Here is a 24889-nt window from a genome sequence, read left to right as displayed (position 1 = left end):
GGGCTTGGCCGGATCGGCGGCGATTGAACGATTTTGGGCAATTCCAGAATTCGCGGGCAAATCTTTGCAAAAATGCATCACTCGCCCGGCTCGCCCTTTGATCGTTTCCAGCGCGCCGGTGTCGTGCCAACGTGCTTGCGAAACACACGGGTAAAATGCGCTTGGTCGGAAAAGCCGGTCTCGACGGCGATCGCGGTGAGACCCTGTTTGCTGGCGCACAACAGCTGTTTGGCAAGCTCAAGTCTTGCGTTCATTTGCCAATCGTGTGGTGTGAGGCCGGTGGAGGCCTTGAACGAGTGGCTGAAATGCGACTGCGACAATCCAGTCAGTTCCGCCAGTTCCTGCAGGCGGATGTTTCGACCGCAATTCTCCCGCATGAACTCGGTGGCGCGGCGCAATTGCCAGGATGCCAGTTCACCGCGCTTGCGCGCCGGCGTCTTGACCATCTTCAGGACGTCGATGACAAGTGAGAGCGCAAGGCCATCGCCATAAAGATCATGCAGCGGAGCGCGACTGGCGATCTCCGTGGCGATCAATTCGGCAAGCGCTATCGCCCTCTGGTCGAAGAAGAGCAGTTGCGGCTCTTTGAGCCTTTGCGGATCGATCTCTTCCATCAGCCGCTGACCGACAATATCGGCATCGAAATGGACGTCGAGATGACGCATCGAGTGCACGTCTGCGATATCCACCCACAACTCCATGTCTGCGGGAATGTAGGAAATTGGACTGTACAGGCGGTCCTGAGGCGCTCCGGCCGCCGTTGCTGAACGCCTGACCGAGGGGCGACCACGCCCAAGATGATCGAGAAGAATGAAGAGCCGCGGATCGCGTGCCACGTAGTGTCCGCCCGCATAGGCGCCGCATTCGACATCCCACAGGTCTGCTGTGATGCCGTTCCAGTTTCGACGCCTCAGCCCGCCAACGACCGAGAAACCCTCGATTGCGTTTTGCATGCGCGGCTGAAATGTCATGGGGATGTCCTGCAATGGTAAAACATGTGCGCAATTATCAAGTTTATTGCATCGCATCAATCGTGACGTGTCGGGTTTTTCAGTGGTTCTTCATCTGCGCGTCATGAAGACGGTCATAGGCGCCGTGTCTGGCAATAAGCTCGTGATGCGTGCCTGCTCGACGATGCCCTTGGCGTCGACGACGACAATCCGGCCCGCTGCCTGGATGGTCGCCAGCCGATGAGCGATAGCGAGTGCGTGTGCCCAGCCGACAGGCCGGCAAGCCAGCGCTGAACGGCTCCGTCTCGGCGTCGAGAGCCGACGTCGCTTCGTCGAGGATCAGGATTGGAGGGTTCTTCAGGAACATGCGAGCAATGGCGACACGCTTTCTTCTGGCCACGCCGCTTTAAAATCAGGGCCAAAGACGCGATATCTTTCTTCAACAGCGCCTAAGGGTTAGACTTGGCTGTTGGCCGCGGCGTTGCGATGAAGGACGTCTGGCGCAGGGCTGAAACGAGCTGATTGATGATCGAGTTTGGCAAAGGCGCGGTGGTGCGTGCCAAAAAGATGGTGACGCCTTCATTGACCGCTCTTGCGGCGGCCAGCTCATTTGGCGTCGAGGCGCGCGAACACAGCGCCCGCACACCTCTTTATGCGACCTTTTTGTCGCCCGGCGGTTTGTCCGGACGTGTCGTGCTTGGGCGGGCTCGGCCGGGCGAGATCAATCCGCCTCAAGTCGTTTCGGCCGAGGCAGTTGCCATGCCAGCACGTGATATTAGTTCCCGATCAAAGGCCCGGAAGCCACCGCTGAGGCGCGATGGGATATAGCAAACGTGCCGAGCAAGGAGGCGTGCTAGCCCGTTTGCATCGCGACTTCGCTGCCCGACGACAATGAGGCGCATGTGCGGAAAGGAGACAGTGTGAGTCTGAGGCCACCACGATCAATCTCCGGCCAGTCGAGTGCCTTGAATCCGCTTGAATATGAGCTTGCCTCAGTGAGAGCAGACGCATTGGGCCGTCAGGGCAGGAAAGCCGAAGCCGCGCTGGCGAAGCTTGCGGCATGGTCGCCAGGCAACCGAAGAATTGACCGACAAACTCTTGTCGACGAGGCCTCGGAAGCCGTTTGGGCGTTGTTTATCCAGCGCGAGATTTGCGGGCTCCACAATGGCAAGGATGTCATCAAGCTCTATGAGATCCCCGGCGAGGTTCTTGCAAGGCTCGGCGCCGCGCGCAAGTAATCCTCATTGAAGCCGTGCGATTGATCGCAGGTCATCTGCCGTTGTCGTTGGAAATCCGAAGAACTCCAGATAGGCCGGGATCTGCTCGAACAACATATCCGTGCCAACCTGGAATGGGCATCCGCGCTGGCGCGCCGCCGCAAGCAGTGGCGTGATCTCTTCCTTCATGACGACCTCGCCCACGAAGGTGGACGCAGACAGGCGAGAGACGTCCAGTGGCAACGGATCGCCTTTCCGCATTCCCAGAGGCGTCGCATTGACGACGATATCGAAGCCGGTCGGATCGTTCGAGCCGGCAGTCACGTCAGTATCCGGATAGTATGTAGCCAGGCGGCCTTTAAGCCCATTCAGCGTGACCATGTTGTCATCGTGCAGTGCAATTCGCCGCACCCCAGCACCTGCCAGTGACGCGGCGATCGCCGACCCGACGCCGCCGGCGCCGAGGATCAATACCTGCGCTCCCGCGATTGTCCGCCCCTTGCGCAAGAGGCCCCGCACGAAGCCTTCGCCGTCGAACATGTCGCCGATCAGCCGCCCGTCCGGCGCCAGCCTGACCGCATTGCAGGAGCCCGCAACCTTGGCGTTGGTGGAGACCTCGTCGATCAATCCCATCGTCGTAATCTTGTGAGGCATCGTGACGAGGGCGCCATGAATATTCGAAAGTCTGAAGACGAGCCTGAGGAACGACGGATAGTCTTCTGCCCTGCAACCCATTGGCACGACGACGGCGTCGATGCCGCTCCTCTCGAAATAGGGATTGTAGATCAGCGGAGCCTTGAAAGCTTCCGTCGGATAGCCGAGATGCGCAATAAGCCGCGTGGTTCCAGTTATCATTTCAGTGACCTCGTCGAAGCCGGGGTTTTATCCAGGTGGATCGTCTCGCCTGACTGCGCCGATGCCTTGATCGCTTCGATGACGCGCAGGGTGGCAAGCCCTTCCTTGCCGCTGACAAGAGGCTCTGCCTCGCCACTTATGACATCGCAGAAGTGCTGGAGCTGTATTGTCAGTGGATCGGCCGGAGTGAATGGTAAGTGCTCTTTGACAAGCGGTTGAAGCCAATCGGGATTCGACATGTTGGTCCAAAGTGCGAGCTGGGGAACGGCCAGCGATCCGCCGGTCCCGCCGATTTGATAGCAAAACTGATCCTGCTTTGGATAAGCCGGGTTCTCCCCGGTCGTCATTTCCCAGCTCCAGGGGGAGGCTACAGCATCGGAGGCACTCAAAGTCCCAAGCACACCGCTTGCGAACCGGAGCAGGACGACGGTGGTATCCTCGACAGGATACCCGCGCGCCAAATTCGATTCCATCGCATGGACGGCGTCGATCTCGCCGAAGAAATAGCGGAACAGATCAACGTCATGGATCAGGTTGATGAAGGTAGGGCCTGCACCTTGCTGTCGGCGCCAGTCGACATGGAAGTAGTCGTCCGGCTTTGCCACCCAGAATGTTCCCTGCACCGTCAGCGTCTTGCCGAGCCGACCACTTTCGAGAACGCGCTTTGCTTCCTGGATCATGGGGTTATGACGGCGATGGTGACCAATCAGGATTGGCACGCCTGCTCTTGCGCCGGCGGCGACAAGGACGGCTGCTGCTTCGGCACTGTCGGCGATCGGCTTCTCGACAAGGACCGGAATTCCGGCCGCGACGACCTCCAGGGCGTTGGCGACATGAACTTGGTTCGGAGTGGCAATGATCACTCCATCCGGGCGCTCCGTTGCGGTTGCTTCGGCAACAGTGGAGAACCATGGAACCGCCTTTGTTGCCGCAAAGTCCCGCCCGGCATCCGAGGGGTCGATCACGGCCGATAATGTCGTGCGCGGCTCGGCCAGAATGCCTTCGATATGGCGCCTTCCGATGAGGCCGGCGCCCATCACAGCAATCTTCAAGGGAGGCGTCTGCGAGGCGGCTGACATGAAATTTCCTTTGGAGGTCTCAGTTGCGCAGGATTTCGCCGAGGAATTTACGTGTGCGCTCGTGGCGGGGATTGGTGAAAAATTCACCGGGAGGCGCCTCTTCGACGATGGCGCCGTTCGACATGAAGATGATGCGGTTTGCCACCTGCCGGGCGAAGCCCATTTCATGGGTCACGCAGACCATCGTCATGCCTTCATCGGCAAGGCTGATCATGGTATCGAGCACTTCCTTGACCATTTCCGGATCGAGGGCGGAGGTCGGCTCGTCGAAGAGCATGATTTTTGGGCGCATGCAGAGCGCACGCGCAATGGCGACGCGCTGTTGCTGCCCACCGGAAAGCTGCAGCGGATACTTGTCGGCCTGTTCGAGAATCTTGACCCTCCCAAGCAGCGAGCGTGCGCGGTCTTCGGCCTCGGCCCTTCCCACGCCAAGCGCGCGCATCGGCGCCAGCATGCAGTTCTGCAACACGGTCAGATGCGGAAAGAGGTTGAACTGCTGGAAGACCATGCCGACTTCGCGGCGGATCGCGTCGATCGCCTTCGCCTGCTTTCCAAGCAGGATGCCACCAACCCGGATTTCGCCCTTCTGATAGGTCTCCAGATGATTGATGCAGCGAATGAGCGTCGACTTTCCGCTGCCGGATGGGCCACACAGCACGATCCTCTCGCCCTTTAGAACCGACAGGTTGATATCGTGCAGGGCCTGAAATGCGCCATACCACTTCTCCACATGGTTCATGGCGATAACGGTCTTTGCGGTCGATGCGCTCGAGGCAGTGTTCATGGTTTCATCTCTTTCGTGGTCGGCGCCGGAAATCACCGCGATGCGGCGGCAAACTTCCGTTCCAGGCGAGCACCGAAGATCGTCAGTGGGCAGCACATCAGAAAGTACAGGGCGCCGACGATCCCGAAGACCGTCAGCGGCTCGAAGATCTGGTTTGAGATGATGTTGCCGGCGCGGGTAAGCTCGGTGAAGCCGACGATAGAGGCGAGCGAGGTTCCCTTGATCAACTGCACCAGAAACCCGATTGTTGCCGGCAGGGAGATGCGTAGAGCTTGTGGAAGAATGACGTCCTTCATGCGGGAACCATATTTGAGGCTGAGCGCTCTTGCGGCTTCCGTCTGGCCGCGCGGCACCGCTTCGATCGAGCCGCGCCAGATCTCGCCCAGATAGGCGCTGGCATGTAGCGTCAGGCCGATCGCGACGGCCACCCAGGCATCGAGCCTGAAGCCGATCAGGGCAAGACCATAATAGACCACGAAGAGCTGCATCAGCAGCGGTGTTCCCTGGAATACTGCGATATAGCCCGCCATCACCCGCTCCAGCAGCGGAATTTCCGAGGTGCGCGCGAGCGCCACACCAAGCCCGGCAATGCATCCGCAGACAAAACCAACCGCGGACAAGATGACGGTCCATTTGAGACCGATCAGAAGGAAGACGAATTCTTCGCTGCCCATCGAATTGGCTCCTACTTGACCGGATAGGTGAAATAACGTGCCGAAAAGAACGCGAAGAGGCGCATCATCAGCCAGGACATGACGAGGTAGAAAACCGTCACCGTGAAATAGACTTCGAAGCTGCGAAAGCTTTCGGACTCGATGCGCTGCGAAACCGAGGTGAGCTCATAGGCGGAGATTGCCGAGGCGATGCTGGTCGAAAGCGTCAACAGCACAAACTGACTGGTCAGCGACGGATAGATCGCCCTGAGTGCCGGCTTGAGAATGATCAGGCGGAAAACCTGAGCCTTATGCAGCCCGAGCGCCAGGCCCGCCTCCATCTGCCCCTTGGAGATCGACTGGACGCCGCCGCGGATAATCTCGATGGCGTAGGCGCCGCCGTTGATCCCAAGCGCAATGATCGCCGTCGGCGTCGGATCCAGCCGGATGCCGGCCAGGGGGAGGGCGAAATAGAGGAAGAAGATCTGGACCAGGAATGGCGTGTTGCGGATGAGCTCGACAAAGCCGATCACCAGCCAGCGCAGCGGCTTGTGGTGAGAATCTCGCAACGCGACCCCGCCGATGCCGATGACGATTGCCAAAAGCATACCGCAGAGCGCAAGCAGTAGCGTGCCCAGGCAGCCGAGGAGCAGGTTTGGCAGGCCCTCGATGACGGGCGTGAAATCCAGCGTGTAGGTCATCATCCCTCCTCAGTCGCGTCCGACCATGCCGGCCATGGCCTGGATCGCCAATTCATACCCGGCTGCGCCAAGGCCGATGATGATCCCCGTTGCGACGCGAGAGATGAGGGACTTGTGATAGATGCTCTCACGGGCATGCACGTTGGAAATGTGCAACTCGATCTTTGGCGGATCGAAGGTTTTCAGCGCGTCGAGAAGCGCAATCGAGGTGAAGCTATAGGCGGCGGGGTTGATGATGATGCCGCAGGCCTCCTTGCGTGCCTGGTGCACGCTCTCTACCAGTTCACCTTCGAAATTCGTCTGGCGAAAGTCGACGTCGAATCTAAGCTCATTGGCCCTGGCGAGGCACCTTTTTCTGATGTCCGCAAGCGTTGTCGTGCCGTAGACGGAAGGCTCCCGCTCACCAAGAAGGTTCAAGTTTGGCCCGTTGAGCACGAATATCGTCTTGTTCATGATCGCTCCCAAAGACGCCCAAAGCCGTGTTTTCGGCATCGCGATATCACTGGCGGGCATCGCAACGCCCGCCAGACTGCTTTCTTGCAAAGCGATTGGCGGGCTCAGTTGGCGGTGAACGGAATGCCGTCGAGGCTCTCGGGGAATTCCGGAACCGGCACCTTCATCCACTTGTCGTAGATCTTCTTGAGTTCGCCATTGGCCTTGATCTTGTCGATGAAAGCGTTGATCGAGGCGTTGATTTCCTTCTCGCCAAGCCGCGTGCAAGCGCCGTTGTAGAGCTTCTGGAACTCCAGCTTGTTTTCGAATTCGCCCGGACGGGCCTTTTCGACGCGATCCATGTAAAAAATGTTGCCGCCGAGCGCCTGCACCTGGCCGGACACCAGCGCCTGGACGCTCGGTGCATCACCGTCGAAACGGCGGATCGTAGCACTTTGCGGCGCGTTCTTGGTGACCTGGGTATCTTGCGCCGCACCTTTCGCGACGCCGATCGAGAGATTGGCCATGTCGTCATTCGTCTTGACTGACATCGACTTTGGAGCAATCAGCACGATGGCGTTGGCAACATAGGGCTTGGAGAACTGAACGGCTTTGGCGCGTTCCGGCAGCATGGCCATCGTTGCGAAGAGAACGTCGACGCGGCCCGTGGTCAAAGCGGGAATACGGTTGTTGACTTCCAGCGGCACGAACTCGACTGAAACACCCAGTTCCTTTGCGTAAAGTGTTGCAATATCGGCATCAAGGCCGTCCTGCTTGCCACCGCTCGTCACAAAGCCCCATGGCGGGTTGTCGCCCTGGATACCAACGATGAGCTTTCCTCTGGCTTTGATTTCCTCCGGCGTGACGGCGGCAGCCGGATTTGCGAGCCCGACGGCAGCGACGAGACCAGCCGCATAAAGCATTGCATTTCTGCGCGTCAGCATCGATTTGAACATTGATTCCTCCTCCTTTTTTGGTGGTCGTGCGGACCCAACAGTCATCCTCTCCCGACTGCATGCCCAACTTTTTGCCAGAGGACTTGTCACAAATCAACAGAGTTTTTTAAAATCATATGAGACTTTCGATTTGACCAATTGATTTGAAATGCTCACGACATTCGGCATAATGCCATTATCGAGAGTTGGTCCGTGATGCAGATCGGCCGGTGGCGGCGCTCTCGTGGCGCCGATGGAAAGGGTTTTGAATTATGAAGACCTCGATTGCGACGGTGACGCTCAGCGGTGAACTGCCCGACAAGCTTGAAGCCATTGCGCAGGCGGGCTTCGATGGTGTCGAGATTTTCGAGAACGACTTCCTGGCTTTTGACGGGAGCCCCGCCGACGTCGGCAAGATGGTGAGCGATCTGGGGCTTGCGATAACGCTCTTCCAGCCGTTTCGCGATTTCGAAGGCATGCCGGATGCACTTCGAAGCCGGACCTTCGACCGGGCCGAGCGCAAGTTCGACGTCATGCAGGAGCTTGGAACCGAGATGGTGCTCGTCTGCTCGAACGTCTCGCAGGCCGCCCTTGGAGGCATCGATCGCGCGGCCGCCGACTTTCACGAACTGGGAGAACGTGCCGCCAAACGCGGCCTCAAGGTGGGTTATGAGGCACTTGCCTGGGGACGTTATGTCAATGACCACCGTGATGCCTGGGAGATCGTACGGCGTGCCGATCATCCAAGTGTCGGGCTCATCCTCGACAGCTTCCATTCGCTCTCGCGCAAGATCGACATCAACTCGATCCGCTCGATCCCAAAGGAGAAGATTTTTATTGTCCAGTTGGCCGATGCGCCGCTGATCGATATGGATCTGCTCTATTGGAGCCGTCATTTTCGCAACATGCCGGGCGAGGGTGATCTACCGGTAACTGCGTTTGCCGAAGCCGTGGCCTCGACCGGGTATGACGGCTACTTCTCGCTCGAGATTTTCAATGATCAGTTCCGTGGTGGCTCCGCGCGCGCAATCGCCGCGGATGGCCATCGCTCGCTGATCTATCTGGCGGATCAGGTTCGCAGCAAGGTCGAGACGCCGATTGGGGTGCCGATGCCCAAACGCGCTGTCGTCAAGGGCGTGGGCTTCGTCGAATTCGCCACGGACGAGGACGAGGCCGCTGAACTGATCGCCCTGCTGCGGGCCCTTGGCTTTCGCAAGGCGGCCGTTCATCGTTCGAAAAAGGTCTCTCTGTTCGAGCAGGGTAACATTCGTATCCTCGTCAATGTCGATCCTGCAGGCTTTGCCAGTGCCGCATATGCCGTTCACGGCACATCAGCCTACGCACTGGCACTCGTCGTTGACGATGCCGCCAAAGCCTATGGCCGCGCGCTCGCGCTCGATGCCGAGCCGTTTCGCCAGCCGGTGGCCGATGGTGAGCTGGAACTTCCGGCCATTCGAGGGGTCGGCGGGGGGCTCGTCTATCTCATCGATGACAAGAGCCCGCTTGGCCGTTTCTCGGAGATCGATTTCGAACAGGTGGCTGACGACAGCGATAGCGGCGGCGTCGGATTGCTGCGGTTCGATCATATCGCCCAGACGGTTGCCTATGATGAAATGCTGACCTGGCTGCTCTTCTACACCTCGATCTTCGAGACCAGGAAGACGCCGATCGTCGATATCATCGATCCGAGCGGCGTTGTGCGCAGTCAGGTCGTTGAAAATGAAACCGGCACGCTGCGCCTCACGATGAATGGCGCCGAAAACCGGCGCACGCTCGCCGGTCACTTTATCGCCGAGAAATTCGGTTCGGGCATCCAGCATCTGGCCTTTTCGACCAACGACATTTTCGCCACTTCGAAAATCCTTCGAAAGCAGGGCTTCAAACCGCTCCATATCTCGCAGAACTACTATGATGATGTCGAGGCCCGCTTTGGCCTTGACCCGGATCTGACCGAGCGATTGAAGGCAGAAAATATTCTCTACGACCGCGACGAGCATGGCGAATATTTCCAGCTCTACAGCGGCAACTACGGCGAGGGGTTCTTTTTCGAGATCGTCGAACGACGCGGCTATCGGGGTTACGGCGCGCCGAACGCCATTTTCCGCATTGCCGCACTCAAGAGGCAGATGCGGCCGGAAGGTGTGCCGAAGGATGCCGTCTGATCAGCTCGCTCAGTCGATGCGACCGCTCTTGAGTACGTGGGCCACGCCACTTTCGATATGGCGACAAATGACGGCTCGTGCTCCCTCGACGTCACGCTTCAGGGCGAGTTCGAACAGTCGCTTGTGGTCGTCGACCACGGCCTGCCCGCGAAAGCTCTGGGCAAGCATATGATAGCGTAAAAACCTGTCGAACACGGATGACAGCGCAGCCATCAGCGTGGCGGAATTGCAGGCAGACACGATCGCCTGATGAAATTCCCAATCGTAGCGAACCCAGTCGATCGTGCGCGATGTATCGCCCGCAAGCAGCTTCTTTTCCGCTGCCGCCAGCTTGTGGTGGGCCGCAACGATGCGTCCCTCCCATTCAAGATCCCCGGCCGAAAATGACAGGCCGATCGCATGGGTTTCGAGTACGGTGCGCAGATCGGCGAGTTCCTCGAGTTCCTTGCGCGATGCCGGGCTGACTTCGAAGCCACGCTGGCCTTCCGCCAGCACCAGGTTTTCCGTGGTGAGGCGACTGAGTATTTCGCGAAGCGACGATACGCTGATGGAATAGCGCTCCTTGGCCTGCTCAAGCTTGATTTTCGCCCCAGGCGCCAGGGCACCCGAAATAATGTCCTGACGGACCTGCCGAAAGACGACGTCGCTTACAGTTTCGGAAAGTTCACCGACAGTTTTGAGCATGAGATCCTCTGCTTCGCTGAAGCGCCAGGAGTGACGACGATCACGCTTGTGGCGGAACGGCTGATAGCAAGCCCTTCTTCAGCGCATGTTCGACGCCTTCTTGTATGTGACGCTGCAGGACCGTCTTTGCGGTCTTGCTGTCACGTTGCAAAGCGGCTTCCAAAAGCTGCTTGTGTTCTTGTTGGGCAACTTCACCGCGATAGGACAGCGCAACCATCTGATACCGCAAATATTTGTCGAAAACGGCCGAATGGGTTTCCATCAACAGACGCGATCCGCACGCTGAAATCAGCGCCTGGTGAAACTCCCAGTCATAGCGCTTCCAGTCTTCCGCCTTGCTGGTGTCGCCCGACGCCATCACCTGCTCCATCCGCGCAAGTTTATAATGCGCGGAAACCAGCCTTGCCTCCCACTCTACGTCGCCCTGTTCGAAAGATTGTTCGAGCGCATGTTCTTCGAGAAGCAGGCGCAGGGCTGCGATCTCCCTAAGATCCGCAATTGACACTCGTGCAACTTCAAAGCCCCGCTGGCCCTCCGCCACGACAAGCCCTTCGGACGTCAAACGGTTCAAAATCTCGCGAAGGGTGCTGACGCTGGTCTCGTAAGCGCCTTTCAAATTCTCCAGCTTGAGCTTCTGGCCGGGCGCCAGGCGTCCGAATATGATGTCCGCGCGTATTTGCCGATAGCCGCTTTCGGCGACAGTTTCTTCAACAATTTCCTGGCGCACGCTCTGTCTCCGAGATTTTGCTTTTCGTCCTATATATCTGAATAACTAGGTCGAATTCAATCTGATGTTTGCGTGTGGTTCATCGCTCGGCAATAAGCTGCCGCCGATTTTATCGCGCGGGTCCAAGGCCAGCGTCGCAATCTTGATCGAAAGCTTGCGGGAGAAAGTGAAGCGATCGCGTTACCGTTGCCCGCTCAAGCGGTTGTCTCGGGGGTCACCGCTTGGCTTTTCGATTTAACGATGCTCTCGTTGCAAAAGATCATGCCGATCTTCGCTGGAAAGAGGTCAACGCGTCGTAACAGGCCGTTCCGGGCCTATGCCGTTCAAGCCGACTTCGGCAATTTCGGGCTTTCTGAAAGAATGCGCGCCTGGGCAACAGAAACGCCGTAGGACGCCATCAGCCACAGGCTGAGGGCCACGGCACGCGGGACCGGCTGTTCACCCGACGCCCACCGACGGCTGGTGAGTTCATCGACGCCAAAAAGCTCTGCGGCGACGCTTGCCGTCAATCCAGTGACAGCGAGCGCCGCCCTGTATTCGGACGGGGTCATTTAATGCGTTCCCGGCGCGCTTCGCGCGCGTTTTATTTCGTTATGGTGTAGATTAGCTTTCATTTAATTACGCGACATAGTAATGGGCGACATTTTATATCTGCTTTGCGACATCCTCCCAGCGAGCGGAAAACGGAGGAATCGATTTGCTGCCTTGAGCAAATATGTGGATCACGGATTCACGGGCCTTGGGGCGCTGATCTTGGTCGACGCAGTTTCCTGTTGCTCAAGACGATGGTCGTCAAAGCGCGGGTGAGAGAAGCGCAGGGTTCTCGGCCATCGCGGCGTCGCGTTTGCGCTGCAGCAGCGCGCGGTAGAGCTTCACATGGTCGCCCGCGCAACCGAGGTGGTCGGCGGGTTGTCGCATGGACGCGCGTAGCCGATCCCAGGTTTGGTTATCACCCAATACCTCGACGATGCGGTCCGCGAGATCCTGGCTGCTTCCGGCGCGGAAGTGCAGGCCGTCCTGTCCTTCCCGTACCTTCTCGGCCATCCCGCCGATGTCGGAGCAGATCATCGGCCTGCGATGGAGCAGGGCCTCCTGGATCACGACAGGCGAATTTTCCCACCAGACGGACGGTAGAACCACCCAGTCGACCGAGCGCATCAGGCGCGGCACGTCCGCGTTCTGGTAAGCGCCATAGAATCGGACGCGCTGGCCGGCGTCTGCGATAAGCTTCTTCATTCGTTCCTGGAATTCGCTCGGCTGTCGCTCGAGGTTGCCGCCGAAGATCATCAAACAGGAGTCTTCGCCCCATGTCTCCTTCGGGATGCGCAAAACAGCGTCAATCAGCACGTCGACACCCTTGAACGGGGTCATCTGGCCGAAATAGGCGAAGCGGTTGCGACGCGGCTTGTGACCCTGCAAGTCGCGCGCGGGTGCAGCCGCTTCGAGGACGATCCCGTTTTCGATCACGCAGAGCTTGTCCTCTTCGATGCCCCATTTGATGTAGCGCTCCGCCAGAAACCGGCTGGGCGAGACGAAGGCGTCTGCAAGGCCAAGCATGCCGCGCGCAAACAGCTCCCGCTTCAAGAAGTGCGAGACGGGGATGTCGGGAAAGCAACCGTGGCAGGCGATCGGGGAGGCCGTTTCGCAGAGCTGACCGGAGGGACGTTTCACCATCTGCCCGTGATTGTGGCAGATCGAAAGGTATTCGTGGAACGTGACCAGTATGGCCGCATTGGGAAATGCCTCTCTAAGGGCGTAGAGCGCTTCGAGACCGATGCCGAGAACATGATGGAAATGCACGACATGGGGCCTGAGATCGCGCGCGAAGCGCAACAGGTCCCGGCTGATCGCCTGCGTGTCTCCATTCGACAACAAGAAGTGGTCGTAGTCGTCCGTGTGAAACAGCAACTCATCTTCGGCAAGGCGAAAGCTCATCAACGCAGACGCGGCATGCCGGGGTACCGGATGGCCGACCCGGGCGAGGTAAACCGATCTCACGTCCGGCAATGCGTTTAGGCCACGATGCAGGTTGTGCGATGCGATTTCTGCCCCGCCGAGCGACACTGTCGGGTGCGCATGCGAGACGACAAGGACACGAAGTTGCTCGTTCATGCGGGCCTCATTTCACGGTGTTTCTCGCCTGCGAGGACAGGCGACCATTGGCTCGTGAAGATCTTTCGATCGATGTCTTCCACCAGAGCCGCCATTGCCGGACTGTCCCCATCGCCTGCGTCGTCGCAGCCCCACATCTGCACCGATGGCAGCAAATAGGAGTCGATGCCGGACCGGCTGAGACGGAGGCCGAGATCCAGGCCTTTTTTCTGTACGCCGAGATAGCCGCCGGAAAAGCCGCCCGCACCCAGCAGGGCGTCGCGAGGCATGACACAGCACTCGAGCGAGGCCGCCGCGATGCGGCTCAGCTTCATGTCGGTAACTGCTTTGAGCGGATATCCGGCATATCGACCCACAACTGGCTGGTCGCCGTTGTCGTTATCGATCCAGTTTCCCGCCCAGCGAACGGAATGGTCCTCGTAAGCCAGGACGGGCGAGATGATACTTCCTTTCAGGGTCGCGGCCGTGGCCAGGAGCTTGCCGTACCAGCCTGTCGCGCGCGGGACCAGTGATGCAGAGAGCGACACGACTGTTTCACAGGAGAGTGCCTGCGTGCCGGCTTCAAGCATATCGTAGAAGTCGCCTGAACCCTTCGCCGATACCAACCTGGCCGAAAGGCGATAAAATCGCACGAGTTCTTTGAGGCGGGCTGCCTGCCTGCGAAAGCGCTCGGCAGGCATGGCGATCACGATCGGCGCGCGTCGGGTCTCCGGATCGAGCGCGAGCAAGGCCAGCAGCGGGGAAATATTCTCCTCTTTCTCCCCAACGCCGATGAGGATCGGCGGGCCGCTTTCCTGATCGAAACAGCCAGCGTCCAGGATTGTGTCGGTGACCGGCGCCGACTGTCTGGACTCGCTGAGGAACGGCACAATTTGTGTGTCGACGATCGCCGGCAACGCACAGTTCGCTGGATCGATGGAACCGATTTGGCGCAATGCCGCCAAGCGCGCCGAAACCCGCGTCGGTTTGACTGGCAAGAACGCACGGCGCGAATCGCGCAGCGTCAGTTCGAAGTAGCAAGGTGCACTGTGATCTTCACTCGGCAATTGGGCGTGGGCGATGAACCCGTGGGCACACTGTGCGCCGTGAATGCTCGGCGCGAAGTTCTGCTGGTCATTGAAACTGTCCGCGACATCGGGGCGATCAAGGCGCGTCCAGCGTTCGTCGAGGCGAGCCGCGCCATTGCATCTACGAAGTCTTACCGCCGCGACGTGGGCGTCGGGATCATAAAGCCAGCCGGAGGCGAGGAGTTTTCCTCCATCGGCCTCGAACATGTTGTCAATTCCCATCCGAACGGGAAACGGCAGGCTGGAGACGGTTTCTTCGCCATCAAAGCTGTTAGCGACTGCTCGCAGGGATAAGAGCACGTCCGGCGCGCCATGTGCGCGCGGCAGGATTGACCTGACGTGTTCGGGCGTTTCCAGCGGGCCGGCCATGCGCTTTCGGGGGTGGACCGCGGCATACCTCCAACCGGCGCGCCCCCGAAAGATGAGGCCTTCGATGTCGCGTGCGCGGGGAGCCTCGGTAGCCTCGAGAAGACCGACAAAACCCGGGGCGCCATCGGGCGCGTCCGGGCGGGAAAAGACGGCGATGCTGCACTGCGAGGCCATCGATGTCGGGCTGCCGACCACGGACACCCGGCAAGGCCCGGGCGCTATGCCGCGGCTCCAGCCCTGCAGGAACGTCGTGCCCTCATGACTTTCACCAATCAACTCGATGAAACCATCGTTTGCGTGGGCTGCCTGCAAAAGTGCGGTGATGGTTAGACGTCTGCGGAGGTCAAGGTTGCCGGCCATCAGAACGTCGATGAGCCCGTCGATGACGGCGGCTGACTGAGATCCCGCGGATTCGGCCACGATCGCGGCTGCTTCCTCGGCGGAGGCGAGTCGGGGCGCGAAGATGTAGCGTGCCCCCGTTTTCTCCTCGCCGAACCGCATTGCAGTGATGGCGCCGTCCGTGCCGTCTGTCGGCAGGAGCGCCGCGAAGCCGTGCTTAGCCCTTGGCGATTGAGCGGTGAGCCGCCATTCTAAGACAAACGCGCTTCGCGTGCCCGCTTGATCCCCGTCGACGTCGACCATCACGTCGCCGGCCACCACTTCTCCTGCCAAGACACGACCGAGACCGATGATCAACAAGGTGGTCTTGTCTACACGGCAGCCGATAACCCTTCCCGGGCGCATGGCCCTGCTGGCCAAAGGCTTAACCGCCGTGGGGTTCCTAACCGCGAGGGACTGTTCAGTAACCAACACGCCTTGACCTCCCCGCGTCAGATCCTGACAATCAGCGCGAGGCCAGCGCCCGCGGCAAATCCTACAAGTGCAAACAGCAGCAGCAGCAGGGGTTTCAACTCGCCGCTCTTACGCTTGTGTAACGCACTCAGGTTCTTCTCCATTGCTGCCACCACCCCATCCAGCCGCATCAGATGGACATCGAGATCGTTCAGCCGTTGGCCGATATCGACTCTGAGATTTTCGACGGCGTTGCTGACGTCGGTCAGGCCGACTGTCTCAATCTTGTCCACGTCGATTTCTGTTGTGCGCTGCAGCGAGCGCTGTGAGACCTGCAGTTGCCGCTGCGACGCCATCAGTAAGTCGAGCTTGTCGAGCACTCTCGCGAGCGGCGCGGCGATCAGAGCTTCGGCCGCCTGCTCGTCTGGCTGGGGGACGCGCAAGGCGTGTTCGGAACCACTTCCATTTCGCGCCACGACGACGACGTCGTTCGCGCGCGACTGGACGGGATCGGGCAGTGCGATTTCAAATGCGTGCTTGCCGTCGCCGATACCGTTGCGCCGCAGGTCGGGACGATTGCGATCGGCAACCGTTTCGGCAATCACCTTGCCATCGAGCAGGACACGGACGGTCAATCGTTGGCTTGGTGCCATCGGGTCGAATGCCCAGCCGAAGACCCGACCCTTGTCGATGGCATCTACCCGGCCGTTCATCGGCTTGGCGTCGTCCTGTTCGGATGCGGCGTCCGGTCGTTCAGCGGGACTGGCCATAAGTTCTCCTATGCCTGAAGCGGTGCCGCCTCGAACCGCTTGAGGTAGCGGCGGGCGGTCGTATCGATGTCGTCGGGCTTGCGAGCGTTTTCGCCGAACTGGCGCAGCAGGCTCGGCTGCTCCATGATGTTACGCATCGCTGCGGCGAGCGCTCGCGCATCGTTGGGTGGAACAGTCAGGCCGTTGACGCCGTGCTCGATCATTTCAGCCATGCCACCAATGTTGCTGGCGATGACGGGACGACCCTGAGCCTGGGCCTCCTGAATGACCAACGGGGCGTTCTCCCACCAGATGGAAGGAACAATGGTGCAATCGACCGCGGCCACCAGATCGCCAATGTCTTCGCGTCGATACGGCCCCCGGGGCTGCACGCAGTCTGCCGTTTCGGCGAAGCGGCGATCGACCTCGTCGACGAAGGTCTTGCTTTGGAACGGCGCGCCTCCATGCACTCGCAGCTCGAATTCGAGGCCATCGGCCAGAAGCTGGCGCGCGGCGTCGAGCAATACGGTCACCCCTTTCCAGGGATTGAGATTTCCGAAATAGCCGAAGACCGGCCGTCCGCCTGCGAGAAGCTCGCGCCGCGCGCTGGCGTTTCGGATGGGAATACCATTGGGAATGACGCTAATCGCATCTGCGTCCAGCCCCCATTGCACGAAGCGCTCCCTCAAAAAAGCGCTTGGCGATACGAAGTGGTCGACCGTGCTCAGCAGGGCCTTCAGGTGCCGCTCGCGCAGGACAAAGCGATCGAGGGGAATGTCCTTGAAGCAGCCATGGCAACGGTCCGGGCTGGCCTGATGGCAAAGCTCTTTGCTGCCGGTGCGCACCATCAGGCCGTCATGATGGCAAATGGGGTAGTAGTCATGGAGCGTCATGACGATCTGACAGTGGGGCAGCGTGCGGCGGATAATGTGAGGGAACTCGGCGCCAAGCAGCAACAGATGGTGGATGTGGACCACATCCGGATGGAACTCGCGCAGCAACTCCGTTATGTCAGGCACCACGCCATAGAGGTCGATCTGACTCATGAAGAAGTGGTCGAAGTGTCCGGACCACAGCAGGACTTCGTCTCCCGCCGGGCCGATGCCCTGAAAGCTCGTGCCTGGCCTCGCCTCGCGATGGATTTGGTTCGTGGCACCAAGAAACAGAGCCTCGTGCCCCGCGCGCTGGTAGGCGCGAAACAAGTCGTGGGCGAATATCTCCGTTCCACCTGGATGGAGGGACGGATGGTTGTGGGCGGCCACCAGAATGCGCTTGCTCATCGAGCATTTCCCCGGCGCTTCGCCACGACGAAGTCCTGATGGTGGCCAGCGTTCGTGCCGCGCCAATGACCCAGAGATTTCAGCGCGACGGAAAGGCCGGCCCGTTCGAGCGCCTTGTCGAGAAAACCTTCTTCGAAGCCGATCGCGGCAAGCGGCGGCTGGTTGGGTACGAACCAGCACGGCCCCTTGCCGTAGCGACGGAAAGCGAGACGCGGATCGCGCCGCCCGTTTTCGTTTGCCGCGGCGATGCCGTCGACCACGAACGCGGTTATGAAGAGGCGGCCGCCGGGTGACAGGACTCTGCGGACCTCGGAGAGGTAGACAAGCACCTCCCCGGGCGGCAAATGAGTGACCACGGACGTCATGATGACGAAGTCGAAATGATGATCGGGAAAGGGCAACGCCAGGGCCTTTCCGCTGATCTTGCCGCTCGGGTTGTAGAGCTCGTGCGCGATATCCAGTCGCTGAAAGGCGAAATTGGGGTAGGCGGGCGTGATCGTACGCTGGCACCAGATGATGCCGCCCTCGACCGGATCGATACCATCGTAGCGGCTCGTTTGTGGATCGAGATACTGGGTGAGCGGTACGGCCATCCGGCCGATACCGCAACCGATGTCGAGCACGCGGCTGTCTTCGCGCAAGCCGCCGATGCGAATAAAGTAACCGAGAAACTCCGCCCCTATCGCGCGAAAATCACCGTCTCCCACGAAGACGTTGGTTGGTTCCGGTCGCGGTAGAAAACGATTGGACCGAACGGATTCTATCAGCCAACGAACACGGTCTTCATCGATCAGCCGGGCCGGCGCGGGGGGATGCACGAGGGCCGCTTGTATCACGCCGCGTTCCTTTCCCGGGTTCTCCCACCCGCGGTGGCGGGGCGATCCCGGTCTTTGCCGAATTGATTTGCCATCAGTTCGGTGATGTCGTCGTCCCAACGCTGCGTGTGCAGCCATGAATTGTATTGGCTTGCAACGCCGCGCATGTAGTCCTGGCTACGGCGGATCGAGCGACGCTCGAAATGATACAGGCACGCTGCCGGTTCATAGACTATCTTTAGTCCGAGGCGACGGATCTTGAGGCACAGGTCGCTGTCCTCGTAGTCGCCGATCACATAGTCCTCGGTGTAACCGCCAACGCTTTCATAAGTATCCCTGCGGGTCACCAGGCAAGCGCCGGTGACGCCGGGAACCTCGCGGGCATGTAGCGCCGGCGCGTAGTCGCCCGGCATGCCCTTGTGGAAATGATGGTTCAGCCAGATCCCGCGCTGGTCGCGGCCGAAGTAGAGACCGGCATGCTGCAGCGATCCGTCCTCGAAAATCAGCTTCGGGCCGATGGCGCCCAGTGTTGGCCTTTCCAGCAACGGACGCGACAACACCTGGAGCCAGCCCGGCGCTGACGGCACGACATCCGAATTGAGCATCACCAGGATGGCGCCGCGTGCAAAGCGTGCGCCGGCATTGCAAGCGCGCGCGTAGCCTGCGTTGCGGTTCATCACAACAAACTTCATCGCCAGCCCGTGCAGAAGATGCAGGCCGCCCAAAAGGTGCTCCGTCTCGTCCTGAATTTCCGGGGAATCGAGGACATAGATGATCTCCGCGTTGTTGGCGAGCCACGGATCCGTCGCCATCCCGGACAATTGGAAACGCAGGAAGTCGAGAACCCGGTAAAGTGGGACGACAATGGAAACGAGGGGCGCATCTTTGGTAAGGCCGTAGTCCTTGGTGCGGTTGACCTCTATGGTCCTTCCCAGTCGTCGCTCGACGTCCTGCAAGGCGGGGGCGAGGATTGTACGGAAGGCGTTGTCGACCGCATGCTGCGGAGGCACGGCGCGCAGGACATGGTTTCGCTGCATTGCGGCCTCGAAAGCCTGTGGCTCCGGGACAAGAGGCATGGCCGCTCCCGAGGCAAGGCGCATCTGAAATCGTGGCTGCAGGAGCGGCCCGGGGGATTGCGCCAGAGGGACCCAGGCAACGAAACCGGTTACATCGGTCTTGCTCTTCTCATCCTTGCCTTGTGCCCATGCCGGAAATTCGTAGCTGTTGCCGTCGAGCGGCACGGCCGTGCCGTCCTCTTTGACGTAGTCGATGCCGGCGAACACGGTTGACGGCGCATGGAACCAGCCGCCGGCCAACAGACCGCCTTCGAGCGCCAGAGCGAGATCGACCTCTCCGGACGGATGCATCGACGACTTGGCGATCCGGATTGTCGCCAATGGTGCGCGAACTTGCAGGTCGATCGCCGTGGCGGCGCCGCTTTCCGGCAAGGTGGCGAGCCGACGCACAATCATCTCGCGCAACTCCACCGCCTCGCGGTGTTTAGCCCACCAACCCTGAAGGCTGGAATAGCGAGGCTTGCCGTCGGCGAGCTGGCGGATGGCGAGGCCATTCTTGCTCAGGAGGACGATGAGAAACGGAGGAGAGGGGGCAGGCGCCTCGGTGATGAAATGGCACGACCGCGCGCCGTGTTTCATGTTGCGTCCAAGGACAATCCTTGCGGCCATGCGCGTGATCGACGCCACGCCAACCGCATAGATCGCTGTGATGTCGCCCAGATCCGGATTGATGGTCGTCTCAACCAGATGGCGTCCTTGCGCAACCTGGCACACGATGCTGGCGCCCTGCGGTTCGGGTACGAGCGCGTGAAGGGCGTCTTCAACGACCATGCTGAACAGATCGTCGCTGGCAATGCGGAAGGCGCTTCGCCACACAGTCAGGAGGTTGTTGACGAACTTGATGCGAGCATCTGGCGCAAGACCGGTAAACAGGGCCTCAACATCGAGTGGCGCGAGCGCGCGCGCGGGCTGCATCACGATCGTATCAACGGTGGCGCCGTCTTCTGTGCAGATGTCCACGCTCTGCGGCTGGTTTCCGGGCCTCATCGCCCAGAACATGCGGTGCCGTCCGTTGCCAAGCGGGAGCGTCATGCTGACGAGCGGTACCGGCGACTGGTCCATGGACAACAGGCACCTTGTGGCGGTGGGAAGGGCTGGGGGGAGATCCAAGACAAGGACGGCCAGCTCGGCGCCGAGCCGAAAAATCTCTGCATTCCTGAAATCGCCCGTGGCGTCTATCGGTACGTCGAACGTCACACGCTATCCTCTGGATTGGAATAGCGCGCCCCGAGGGAGGAAGCAGGGCGCGCGGGGCCCACGCTTTAGTGAACCGTGAAGTAGTGGTCGGGATTGGCCTGGATGTCGTGGGCATCGACATTGACCAGGGTGAGGGTATCGCCATGTCCGAGATCCACGACGACATTGCCGCCGACCTGGGTGACGCGCGAGGCCAGGTCTTCGGCCGAAGACACGTCGAGGCCATTGATGCCCTTCGAGATCTGCAGCAGATCCTCGCCCGCAGTAAAGTCGAGAATGACGTCATTGCCGCCGCCGCCGTCGAAGACGAAGACGTCATGGCCAGCACCACCTGCCAACACATCGTTTCCGGCACCGCCGTCGAGGATGTCGTTGCCATCGCCACCATAGAGGATGTCGTTGCCCTTGCCGCCGGACAGAAGGTCGCTTCCTTGTCCGCCAAACAGGGTGTCGTTGCCCTTGTCGCCGTACAGAAGGTCATCACCCCAGCCGCCAACGAGGTTGTCGTGACCGTCTTCACCGTTCAGCAAGTCGCTGCCTTCGCCGCCAAACAGGGTATCGTTGCCCTTGCCGCCGAACAGCAGGTCGTCACCGTCATCACCGAAAATGATGTCGTGCCCGTTGCCACCGCTCACGAAATCATCGCCCCCATGGGCGCGAATGAAGTCGCTGAAACGGGAGCCGAACAGGGCGTCGTGGTATGCACCGCCTTCCAATGTGGCCATCTGCCTCTCCTTTCAGGTTTCTATGCACGCGTTGTTCGCACGGGGTGCGACGATTGCGCGCCCGAAATGTGCACTGCAAAAAAAATCTTCGCAAGCGTCCCGGGAAGAGAAAGCGTCCAGTTTTGAGAAATAAATTTCTTATTTTGAGTCTTATTGGCACATCATTTCGAAAATCGCGGCTTTTATGATGTAAAATTCCAGCAGTTTACTTTGAAATAACTTCAAAAATTGAAACAAATTACACGTGGTATGCCCCAATGTTGTTTCTGCGTCCTAGTCTTCTCTGAAGGCGCGATTGAAACTCTCGGCGACGGGAGAGGTAAGATATTCGATCGCAAGGCGTGACTTGTGGATGATCAGCACCTCCGCGGGCATACCGGGATAGAGGCGGACATCAGGGTTTGCCTTGAATGATGCCGGGTCGATTTTGGCGCGCGCGACGAAAAATGCGGAGTTTGACTTTTCATCTAGCGACTGGTCCGCGGCCACATATGTGATGGCGCCTTCCATGGGCAGGCGGGAACGCTGATTATAGGCCGTCAACCGGATTTGCGTTTTGGAGCCCACGGCGATGCTGTCGATGTCACGGGGATTGACGCGCATCTCGATCAGGAGAGGCTCATTTTCCGGCACGATCTCGATCAACGGCTGGCCGGGCGTGACCGCGCTGCCAGGGGTGCGCAGGAAGATGTTGCTGATGATCCCGTCCTGCGGAGAGCGGATTTGAAGACGCCGCAGGACGTCGTTCGAGGCGGTGATCTGTTCTTCGACGTCCGCGAGCTCGACGCGCGCCGTTGTGATTTCGCCGGCAATCGTCGACTGAAAATCGCTTTCGATGCCGGTTAATGCAAGCTGTGCGCCTGCTTCGGCCTTTTCGGCCCGGGCCTTGTCGCCGACGAGTTCGCCCCGCTCCCTCGCGAGCCCGCTGAGCTTGGAGTCGATCTCGATGAGTTGCATGCGCGGTACGGCGCCTTTTTTCACCAAGGTTTCTGTCGCAGTCCGGTGCTCTTTGATGAGGTCCATTTGCTGGTCGGTCGCCTGGATCTGGATGGCGAGTGATTTTGCTTGTTCGATGTACTCCTCAATGGTCTTTTCTTGGACGTCGATGCGCCCGTCCTTGGTCTCGCGCCGCTTTTTGAAAAATATCGTCTCCGCCCTGACGGCGTCATCGACCGTACCGTCCCGGGCGTCGCCGAAATCGCCAGGAAAGCTGATTTGCGCCATGTCACTCTGCTCGGCCTTCAATCGCGCCAGTTTCGCAATCAGGCCGATACGTCGGATCTGGAGCGACCGCAGGCTGGAACGGGCGCGCGTATCCTCCAATTCGATCAGGGACTGCCCGGCGGACACCTTGTCACCCTCCTGAACGAGCAGCCGGCTCATGACGCCGCCTTCGAAATGGCTGACGGTCTTTCGCTTCGAATCGACGATGACCGTGCCGCTGGCGACTGTCGCGCTGCTGAGTTCGGTCGAAAGCGCCCAGGCAAAAAATCCACCAAAGGACAAAAGGATCGTGGCCATCCCCGCGATGACAAGACGGCGGAGCGGCGAGCGGGTATCAAATTGGTCGAATTCAACGTCGGCAGGGTTGACACTCAGCGACACCGGCTGATGCGTCTGTAGACGCCGTTCGGAAAGGTCTGGGCGGGCTGCAAGAGGCTTCTTCTCGGTCATTTCGCAGCGACCTCGCGGCGTACTTCGCCCGGCATCGTAGCGGGAATCACGTCCGTTCGCGGCCCGAACTGTGTGACGCGGCCGGATTCAAGCACGAGCAGCTTGTCGGCGACCTGCATGATGGCCGGCCTGTGAGCGATTATGATGACGATGGCGCCGTCGTCGCGCGCATGCTGGATCGCGCGGATGAGGGCCCGCTCGCCAATCGCGTCCAGGTTTGCGTTCGGCTCGTCGAGCACGATGAGGCGGGGCCGGTTGTAGAGGCAACGTGCCAACGCTATGCGCTGCCGCTGTCCTCCTGAAAGGGTCAGGTGTCCGTCGCCGACGGGTGTGTCGTAGCCCAGTGGCAGGCGTCCGATCATGTCGTGGACGTCGGCCAATCGCGCCGCCTCCAGCACCTTGTATGGATCGCTGTCGGTCATCCGCCCAATGTTTTCTCGAATCGTGCCCTCCAAAAGGGAGACGGATTGCGGCAGATATCCGACCACTTGGCCGAACGAGCTACGCTCCCAGAGATAGGTGTTGTTGCCGTCGAGAAAGACACCGCCGGACGTCGGCCGCAAGGTTCCGACGAGCAGCCGGGCGAGGGTCGATTTACCAGCCGCGGAGGGACCGACCACACCCAGGACCTCGCCTGGAGAGAGGGAAAACGAAATGCCCTTGATGATTGGCACATCCAGCCCAGGGGCTGCGTAAACCAGTTTGTCGATGACGATGTCGCCCGACGAATGCGGCGTGGGCATCGTTTGGCGGATAGCAAGGTCCGCTTTGAGGGTCGCCTCAAGGCGACGCCAGCCTGCGATCGCCAGCACCCACTGCCGCCAATTGTCGATGACCGAATCGAAAGGTATCAGGAGGCGTCCGACAAGAATGCTCGATGCCATCATTGCGCCGGGCGTGATGGCCTGCTCCAGCACGAGGAACGCCCCGGCCGCCAGGGTGACGATCTGGATGGAATAGCGCAGGCTGCGGGTGATGGATGACATCGCCTTGCTCCTGCTGCCGCTCGCTTCAAAGGCGTCGAGGGCTTGCATTTGCTGGGCGCGCCAACGATTCGCCAGGGCCGGCAACATGCCCATCGCTTCGATAGCCTCGGCATGTCGCAGTGATGCGCCGATCTTTGAGATGGCTTCGACATTCGTCTGGTTCGCTTCCTTGGTGAGTTGGCGTGTCAGCATGTCCGTGATCAGGCCGCCGCAAAGGAGCAGCGCTGCGGAGACGGCCCCGATGAGGCCGAATAGCGGATGCAGAACGAAAAGGGCGCCGAGAAAGATCGGTGACCAGGCCGCGTCGAGGGGCGCGGTCACCGCTGACGAGGTCAGGAAGCTTCGCAATTCCGCGATGTCGCGAAGTGACTGGGTCGCGCGCGACAGGCCCTGGTCAACGGAGGCCTGAACGGCGGCAGCCAGGACTGGCGTGTTTAAACGGCGCACGAGTGCGCCAGCGATGGCTTGGAAAGACAGGGCGCGGATGAATTCCAGAACACCGAGCACCACAAGGGCGCCGATCGCCAAAATCATCAGCATGACCAGCGTCTCCATGCTCTGACTGTTGAGCACCCTGTCATGAACCTGCAGCATGAACAGAGGCATCGTGAGTTGTAGGAAATTCAGACACACGCTAAGCGCCGCCGCATATATCAACCCCGACAAGAACACGCGCTTCGCTTGCGCGATCAGCATCCCTGGGTTGTTTTTGTCGTTGCCTCCCAAAATTTGAGCCTTGCTTCTTGTCTCATTTTGAACAGTATCACGCATGGCAATTTGCCTTGAATTAACGTTATGGCCATCTGCTGGAGGACAGAATTGGTTATAACTGGGGGGATGTGTAGTATCGCTTTTACCAATCTGGCAT

23 protein-coding genes and 1 pseudogene are annotated in these 24889 nt (G+C 59.8%); 3 read left to right on the top strand and 21 right to left on the bottom strand.

Translation table 11 applies throughout. The features are described from left to right. Positions 1-77 precede the first annotated feature (77 nt). Together ATY79_RS01460 and ATY79_RS01455 are read right to left on the bottom strand one after the other, a co-directional pair. On the bottom strand, positions 78-971 hold the full coding sequence (locus ATY79_RS01460) for a helix-turn-helix domain-containing protein (protein ID WP_088702759.1): 894 nt from the start codon (positions 969-971) through the stop codon (positions 78-80). 79 nt (positions 972-1050) lie between these two features. Then, positions 1051-1344, bottom strand: a pseudogene (locus ATY79_RS01455) (multidrug ABC transporter ATP-binding protein); the annotation flags it as partial. Positions 1345-1475: 131 nt separating this feature from the next. On the opposite strand from ATY79_RS01455, the gene ATY79_RS01450 reads away from it, so the two are divergent. Together ATY79_RS01450 and ATY79_RS01445 are read left to right on the top strand one after the other, a co-directional pair. After that, positions 1476-1778, top strand: a complete 303-nt coding sequence (locus tag ATY79_RS01450; RefSeq protein ID WP_088702758.1) for a hypothetical protein — start codon at positions 1476-1478, stop codon at positions 1776-1778. A gap of 92 nt (positions 1779-1870) precedes the next feature. Further along, a complete protein-coding gene (locus ATY79_RS01445) occupies positions 1871-2188 on the top strand; it encodes a DUF6665 family protein (protein ID WP_088702757.1) in 318 nt (105 codons plus the stop codon). A gap of 3 nt (positions 2189-2191) precedes the next feature. Here ATY79_RS01445 and ATY79_RS01440 read toward each other — a convergent pair whose 3' ends face one another. From ATY79_RS01440 to ATY79_RS01410, 7 genes are all read right to left on the bottom strand, one after another. After that, a complete protein-coding gene (locus ATY79_RS01440) occupies positions 2192-3022 on the bottom strand; it encodes a ThiF family adenylyltransferase (protein WP_088702756.1) in 831 nt (276 codons plus the stop codon). Then, positions 3019-4101, bottom strand: coding sequence for a Gfo/Idh/MocA family oxidoreductase (locus ATY79_RS01435; RefSeq protein ID WP_088702755.1), 1083 nt, complete (start codon positions 4099-4101; stop codon positions 3019-3021). Before ATY79_RS01435 ends, ATY79_RS01440 begins: the two co-directional genes overlap by 4 nt. A gap of 19 nt (positions 4102-4120) precedes the next feature. Continuing rightward, complete coding sequence (locus ATY79_RS01430; protein ID WP_088703005.1) at positions 4121-4885, bottom strand: amino acid ABC transporter ATP-binding protein; 765 nt, start codon at positions 4883-4885, stop codon at positions 4121-4123. Positions 4886-4917: 32 nt separating this feature from the next. After that, positions 4918-5559 (bottom strand): amino acid ABC transporter permease, encoded by a 642-nt coding sequence (locus ATY79_RS01425; RefSeq protein WP_088702754.1) that lies wholly within the window; start codon positions 5557-5559, stop codon positions 4918-4920. A gap of 11 nt (positions 5560-5570) precedes the next feature. After that, entirely contained in the window at positions 5571-6239 is a 669-nt protein-coding gene (locus ATY79_RS01420; RefSeq protein WP_088703004.1) for an amino acid ABC transporter permease, read from the bottom strand. A gap of 9 nt (positions 6240-6248) precedes the next feature. Then, on the bottom strand, positions 6249-6692 hold the full coding sequence (gene aroQ, locus ATY79_RS01415) for a type II 3-dehydroquinate dehydratase (protein WP_088702753.1): 444 nt from the start codon (positions 6690-6692) through the stop codon (positions 6249-6251). Positions 6693-6796: 104 nt separating this feature from the next. Then, positions 6797-7627: a transporter substrate-binding domain-containing protein gene (locus ATY79_RS01410; protein WP_088702752.1), complete on the bottom strand. Its 831-nt coding sequence runs from the start codon at positions 7625-7627 to the stop codon at positions 6797-6799. A 251-nt stretch (positions 7628-7878) separates the two neighbouring features. On the opposite strand from ATY79_RS01410, the gene ATY79_RS01405 reads away from it, so the two are divergent. Continuing rightward, positions 7879-9768, top strand: coding sequence for a sugar phosphate isomerase/epimerase and 4-hydroxyphenylpyruvate domain-containing protein (locus tag ATY79_RS01405; protein ID WP_088702751.1), 1890 nt, complete (start codon positions 7879-7881; stop codon positions 9766-9768). Between the two features lie 9 nt (positions 9769-9777). Here the strand turns inward: ATY79_RS01405 and ATY79_RS01400 are convergent, their stop codons facing one another. From ATY79_RS01400 to ATY79_RS01345, 12 genes are all read right to left on the bottom strand, one after another. Continuing rightward, positions 9778-10452, bottom strand: coding sequence for a GntR family transcriptional regulator (locus tag ATY79_RS01400; protein ID WP_088702750.1), 675 nt, complete (start codon positions 10450-10452; stop codon positions 9778-9780). Between the two features lie 40 nt (positions 10453-10492). Next, entirely contained in the window at positions 10493-11179 is a 687-nt protein-coding gene (locus ATY79_RS01395; protein ID WP_088702749.1) for a GntR family transcriptional regulator, read from the bottom strand. Positions 11180-11502: 323 nt separating this feature from the next. Next, positions 11503-11730: a hypothetical protein gene (locus ATY79_RS01390; protein ID WP_088702748.1), complete on the bottom strand. Its 228-nt coding sequence runs from the start codon at positions 11728-11730 to the stop codon at positions 11503-11505. Positions 11731-11971: 241 nt separating this feature from the next. Next, on the bottom strand, positions 11972-13291 hold the full coding sequence (locus tag ATY79_RS01385; RefSeq protein ID WP_088702747.1) for a glycosyltransferase family 4 protein: 1320 nt from the start codon (positions 13289-13291) through the stop codon (positions 11972-11974). Beyond that, positions 13288-15471, bottom strand: coding sequence for a hypothetical protein (locus ATY79_RS01380; RefSeq protein ID WP_245312291.1), 2184 nt, complete (start codon positions 15469-15471; stop codon positions 13288-13290). Before ATY79_RS01380 ends, ATY79_RS01385 begins: the two co-directional genes overlap by 4 nt. Before the next feature lie 86 nt (positions 15472-15557). Then, complete coding sequence (locus ATY79_RS01375) at positions 15558-16289, bottom strand: hypothetical protein (RefSeq protein WP_088702745.1); 732 nt, start codon at positions 16287-16289, stop codon at positions 15558-15560. An 8-nt stretch (positions 16290-16297) separates the two neighbouring features. Next, positions 16298-17548: a glycosyltransferase family 4 protein gene (locus ATY79_RS01370; RefSeq protein WP_088702744.1), complete on the bottom strand. Its 1251-nt coding sequence runs from the start codon at positions 17546-17548 to the stop codon at positions 16298-16300. After that, complete coding sequence (locus ATY79_RS01365) at positions 17545-18384, bottom strand: class I SAM-dependent methyltransferase (protein ID WP_088702743.1); 840 nt, start codon at positions 18382-18384, stop codon at positions 17545-17547. Before ATY79_RS01365 ends, ATY79_RS01370 begins: the two co-directional genes overlap by 4 nt. Next, positions 18381-20636, bottom strand: coding sequence for a glycosyltransferase family 2 protein (locus ATY79_RS01360; RefSeq protein WP_088702742.1), 2256 nt, complete (start codon positions 20634-20636; stop codon positions 18381-18383). Before ATY79_RS01360 ends, ATY79_RS01365 begins: the two co-directional genes overlap by 4 nt. 65 nt (positions 20637-20701) lie before the next feature. After that, positions 20702-21361 carry a calcium-binding protein gene (locus tag ATY79_RS01355; RefSeq protein ID WP_088702741.1) on the bottom strand — a complete coding sequence of 220 codons (660 nt, stop codon included), beginning with the start codon at positions 21359-21361 and terminating at the stop codon, positions 20702-20704. 273 nt (positions 21362-21634) lie between these two features. Continuing rightward, a complete protein-coding gene (locus ATY79_RS01350; protein ID WP_088702740.1) occupies positions 21635-23035 on the bottom strand; it encodes an HlyD family type I secretion periplasmic adaptor subunit in 1401 nt (466 codons plus the stop codon). After that, a complete protein-coding gene (locus ATY79_RS01345; protein ID WP_088702739.1) occupies positions 23032-24792 on the bottom strand; it encodes a type I secretion system permease/ATPase in 1761 nt (586 codons plus the stop codon). The genes ATY79_RS01350 and ATY79_RS01345 overlap by 4 nt, the downstream gene beginning before the upstream one ends. Positions 24793-24889 lie beyond the last annotated feature (97 nt).

Source organism: Rhizobium sp. R693 (assembly GCF_002211315.1).
Classification (GTDB): domain Bacteria; phylum Pseudomonadota; class Alphaproteobacteria; order Rhizobiales; family Rhizobiaceae; genus Rhizobium.
This window is presented reverse-complemented; position numbering and strand designations above follow the sequence as displayed.

What these genes read in the sequence shown, in the direction of transcription:
- ATY79_RS01430 (WP_088703005.1), bottom strand. Translation starts at nt 4,885, where the DNA reads ATGAACACTGCCTCGAGCGCATCGACCGCAAAGACCGTTATCGCCATG.
- ATY79_RS01400 (WP_088702750.1), bottom strand. Translation starts at nt 10,452, where the DNA reads ATGCTCAAAACTGTCGGTGAACTTTCCGAAACTGTAAGCGACGTCGTC.
- aroQ (WP_088702753.1), bottom strand. Translation starts at nt 6,692, where the DNA reads ATGAACAAGACGATATTCGTGCTCAACGGGCCAAACTTGAACCTTCTT.
- ATY79_RS01355 (WP_088702741.1), bottom strand. Translation starts at nt 21,361, where the DNA reads ATGGCCACATTGGAAGGCGGTGCATACCACGACGCCCTGTTCGGCTCC.
- ATY79_RS01435 (WP_088702755.1), bottom strand. Translation starts at nt 4,101, where the DNA reads ATGTCAGCCGCCTCGCAGACGCCTCCCTTGAAGATTGCTGTGATGGGC.
- ATY79_RS01370 (WP_088702744.1), bottom strand. Translation starts at nt 17,548, where the DNA reads ATGAGCAAGCGCATTCTGGTGGCCGCCCACAACCATCCGTCCCTCCAT.
- ATY79_RS01405 (WP_088702751.1), top strand. Translation starts at nt 7,879, where the DNA reads ATGAAGACCTCGATTGCGACGGTGACGCTCAGCGGTGAACTGCCCGAC.
- ATY79_RS01450 (WP_088702758.1), top strand. Translation starts at nt 1,476, where the DNA reads ATGATCGAGTTTGGCAAAGGCGCGGTGGTGCGTGCCAAAAAGATGGTG.
- ATY79_RS01410 (WP_088702752.1), bottom strand. Translation starts at nt 7,627, where the DNA reads ATGTTCAAATCGATGCTGACGCGCAGAAATGCAATGCTTTATGCGGCT.
- ATY79_RS01460 (WP_088702759.1), bottom strand. Translation starts at nt 971, where the DNA reads ATGACATTTCAGCCGCGCATGCAAAACGCAATCGAGGGTTTCTCGGTC.
- ATY79_RS01425 (WP_088702754.1), bottom strand. Translation starts at nt 5,559, where the DNA reads ATGGGCAGCGAAGAATTCGTCTTCCTTCTGATCGGTCTCAAATGGACC.
- ATY79_RS01345 (WP_088702739.1), bottom strand. Translation starts at nt 24,792, where the DNA reads ATGCGTGATACTGTTCAAAATGAGACAAGAAGCAAGGCTCAAATTTTG.
- ATY79_RS01390 (WP_088702748.1), bottom strand. Translation starts at nt 11,730, where the DNA reads ATGACCCCGTCCGAATACAGGGCGGCGCTCGCTGTCACTGGATTGACG.
- ATY79_RS01440 (WP_088702756.1), bottom strand. Translation starts at nt 3,022, where the DNA reads ATGATAACTGGAACCACGCGGCTTATTGCGCATCTCGGCTATCCGACG.
- ATY79_RS01385 (WP_088702747.1), bottom strand. Translation starts at nt 13,291, where the DNA reads ATGAACGAGCAACTTCGTGTCCTTGTCGTCTCGCATGCGCACCCGACA.
- ATY79_RS01350 (WP_088702740.1), bottom strand. Translation starts at nt 23,035, where the DNA reads ATGACCGAGAAGAAGCCTCTTGCAGCCCGCCCAGACCTTTCCGAACGG.
- ATY79_RS01420 (WP_088703004.1), bottom strand. Translation starts at nt 6,239, where the DNA reads ATGACCTACACGCTGGATTTCACGCCCGTCATCGAGGGCCTGCCAAAC.
- ATY79_RS01380 (WP_245312291.1), bottom strand. Translation starts at nt 15,471, where the DNA reads ATGCGCCCGGGAAGGGTTATCGGCTGCCGTGTAGACAAGACCACCTTG.
- ATY79_RS01375 (WP_088702745.1), bottom strand. Translation starts at nt 16,289, where the DNA reads ATGGCCAGTCCCGCTGAACGACCGGACGCCGCATCCGAACAGGACGAC.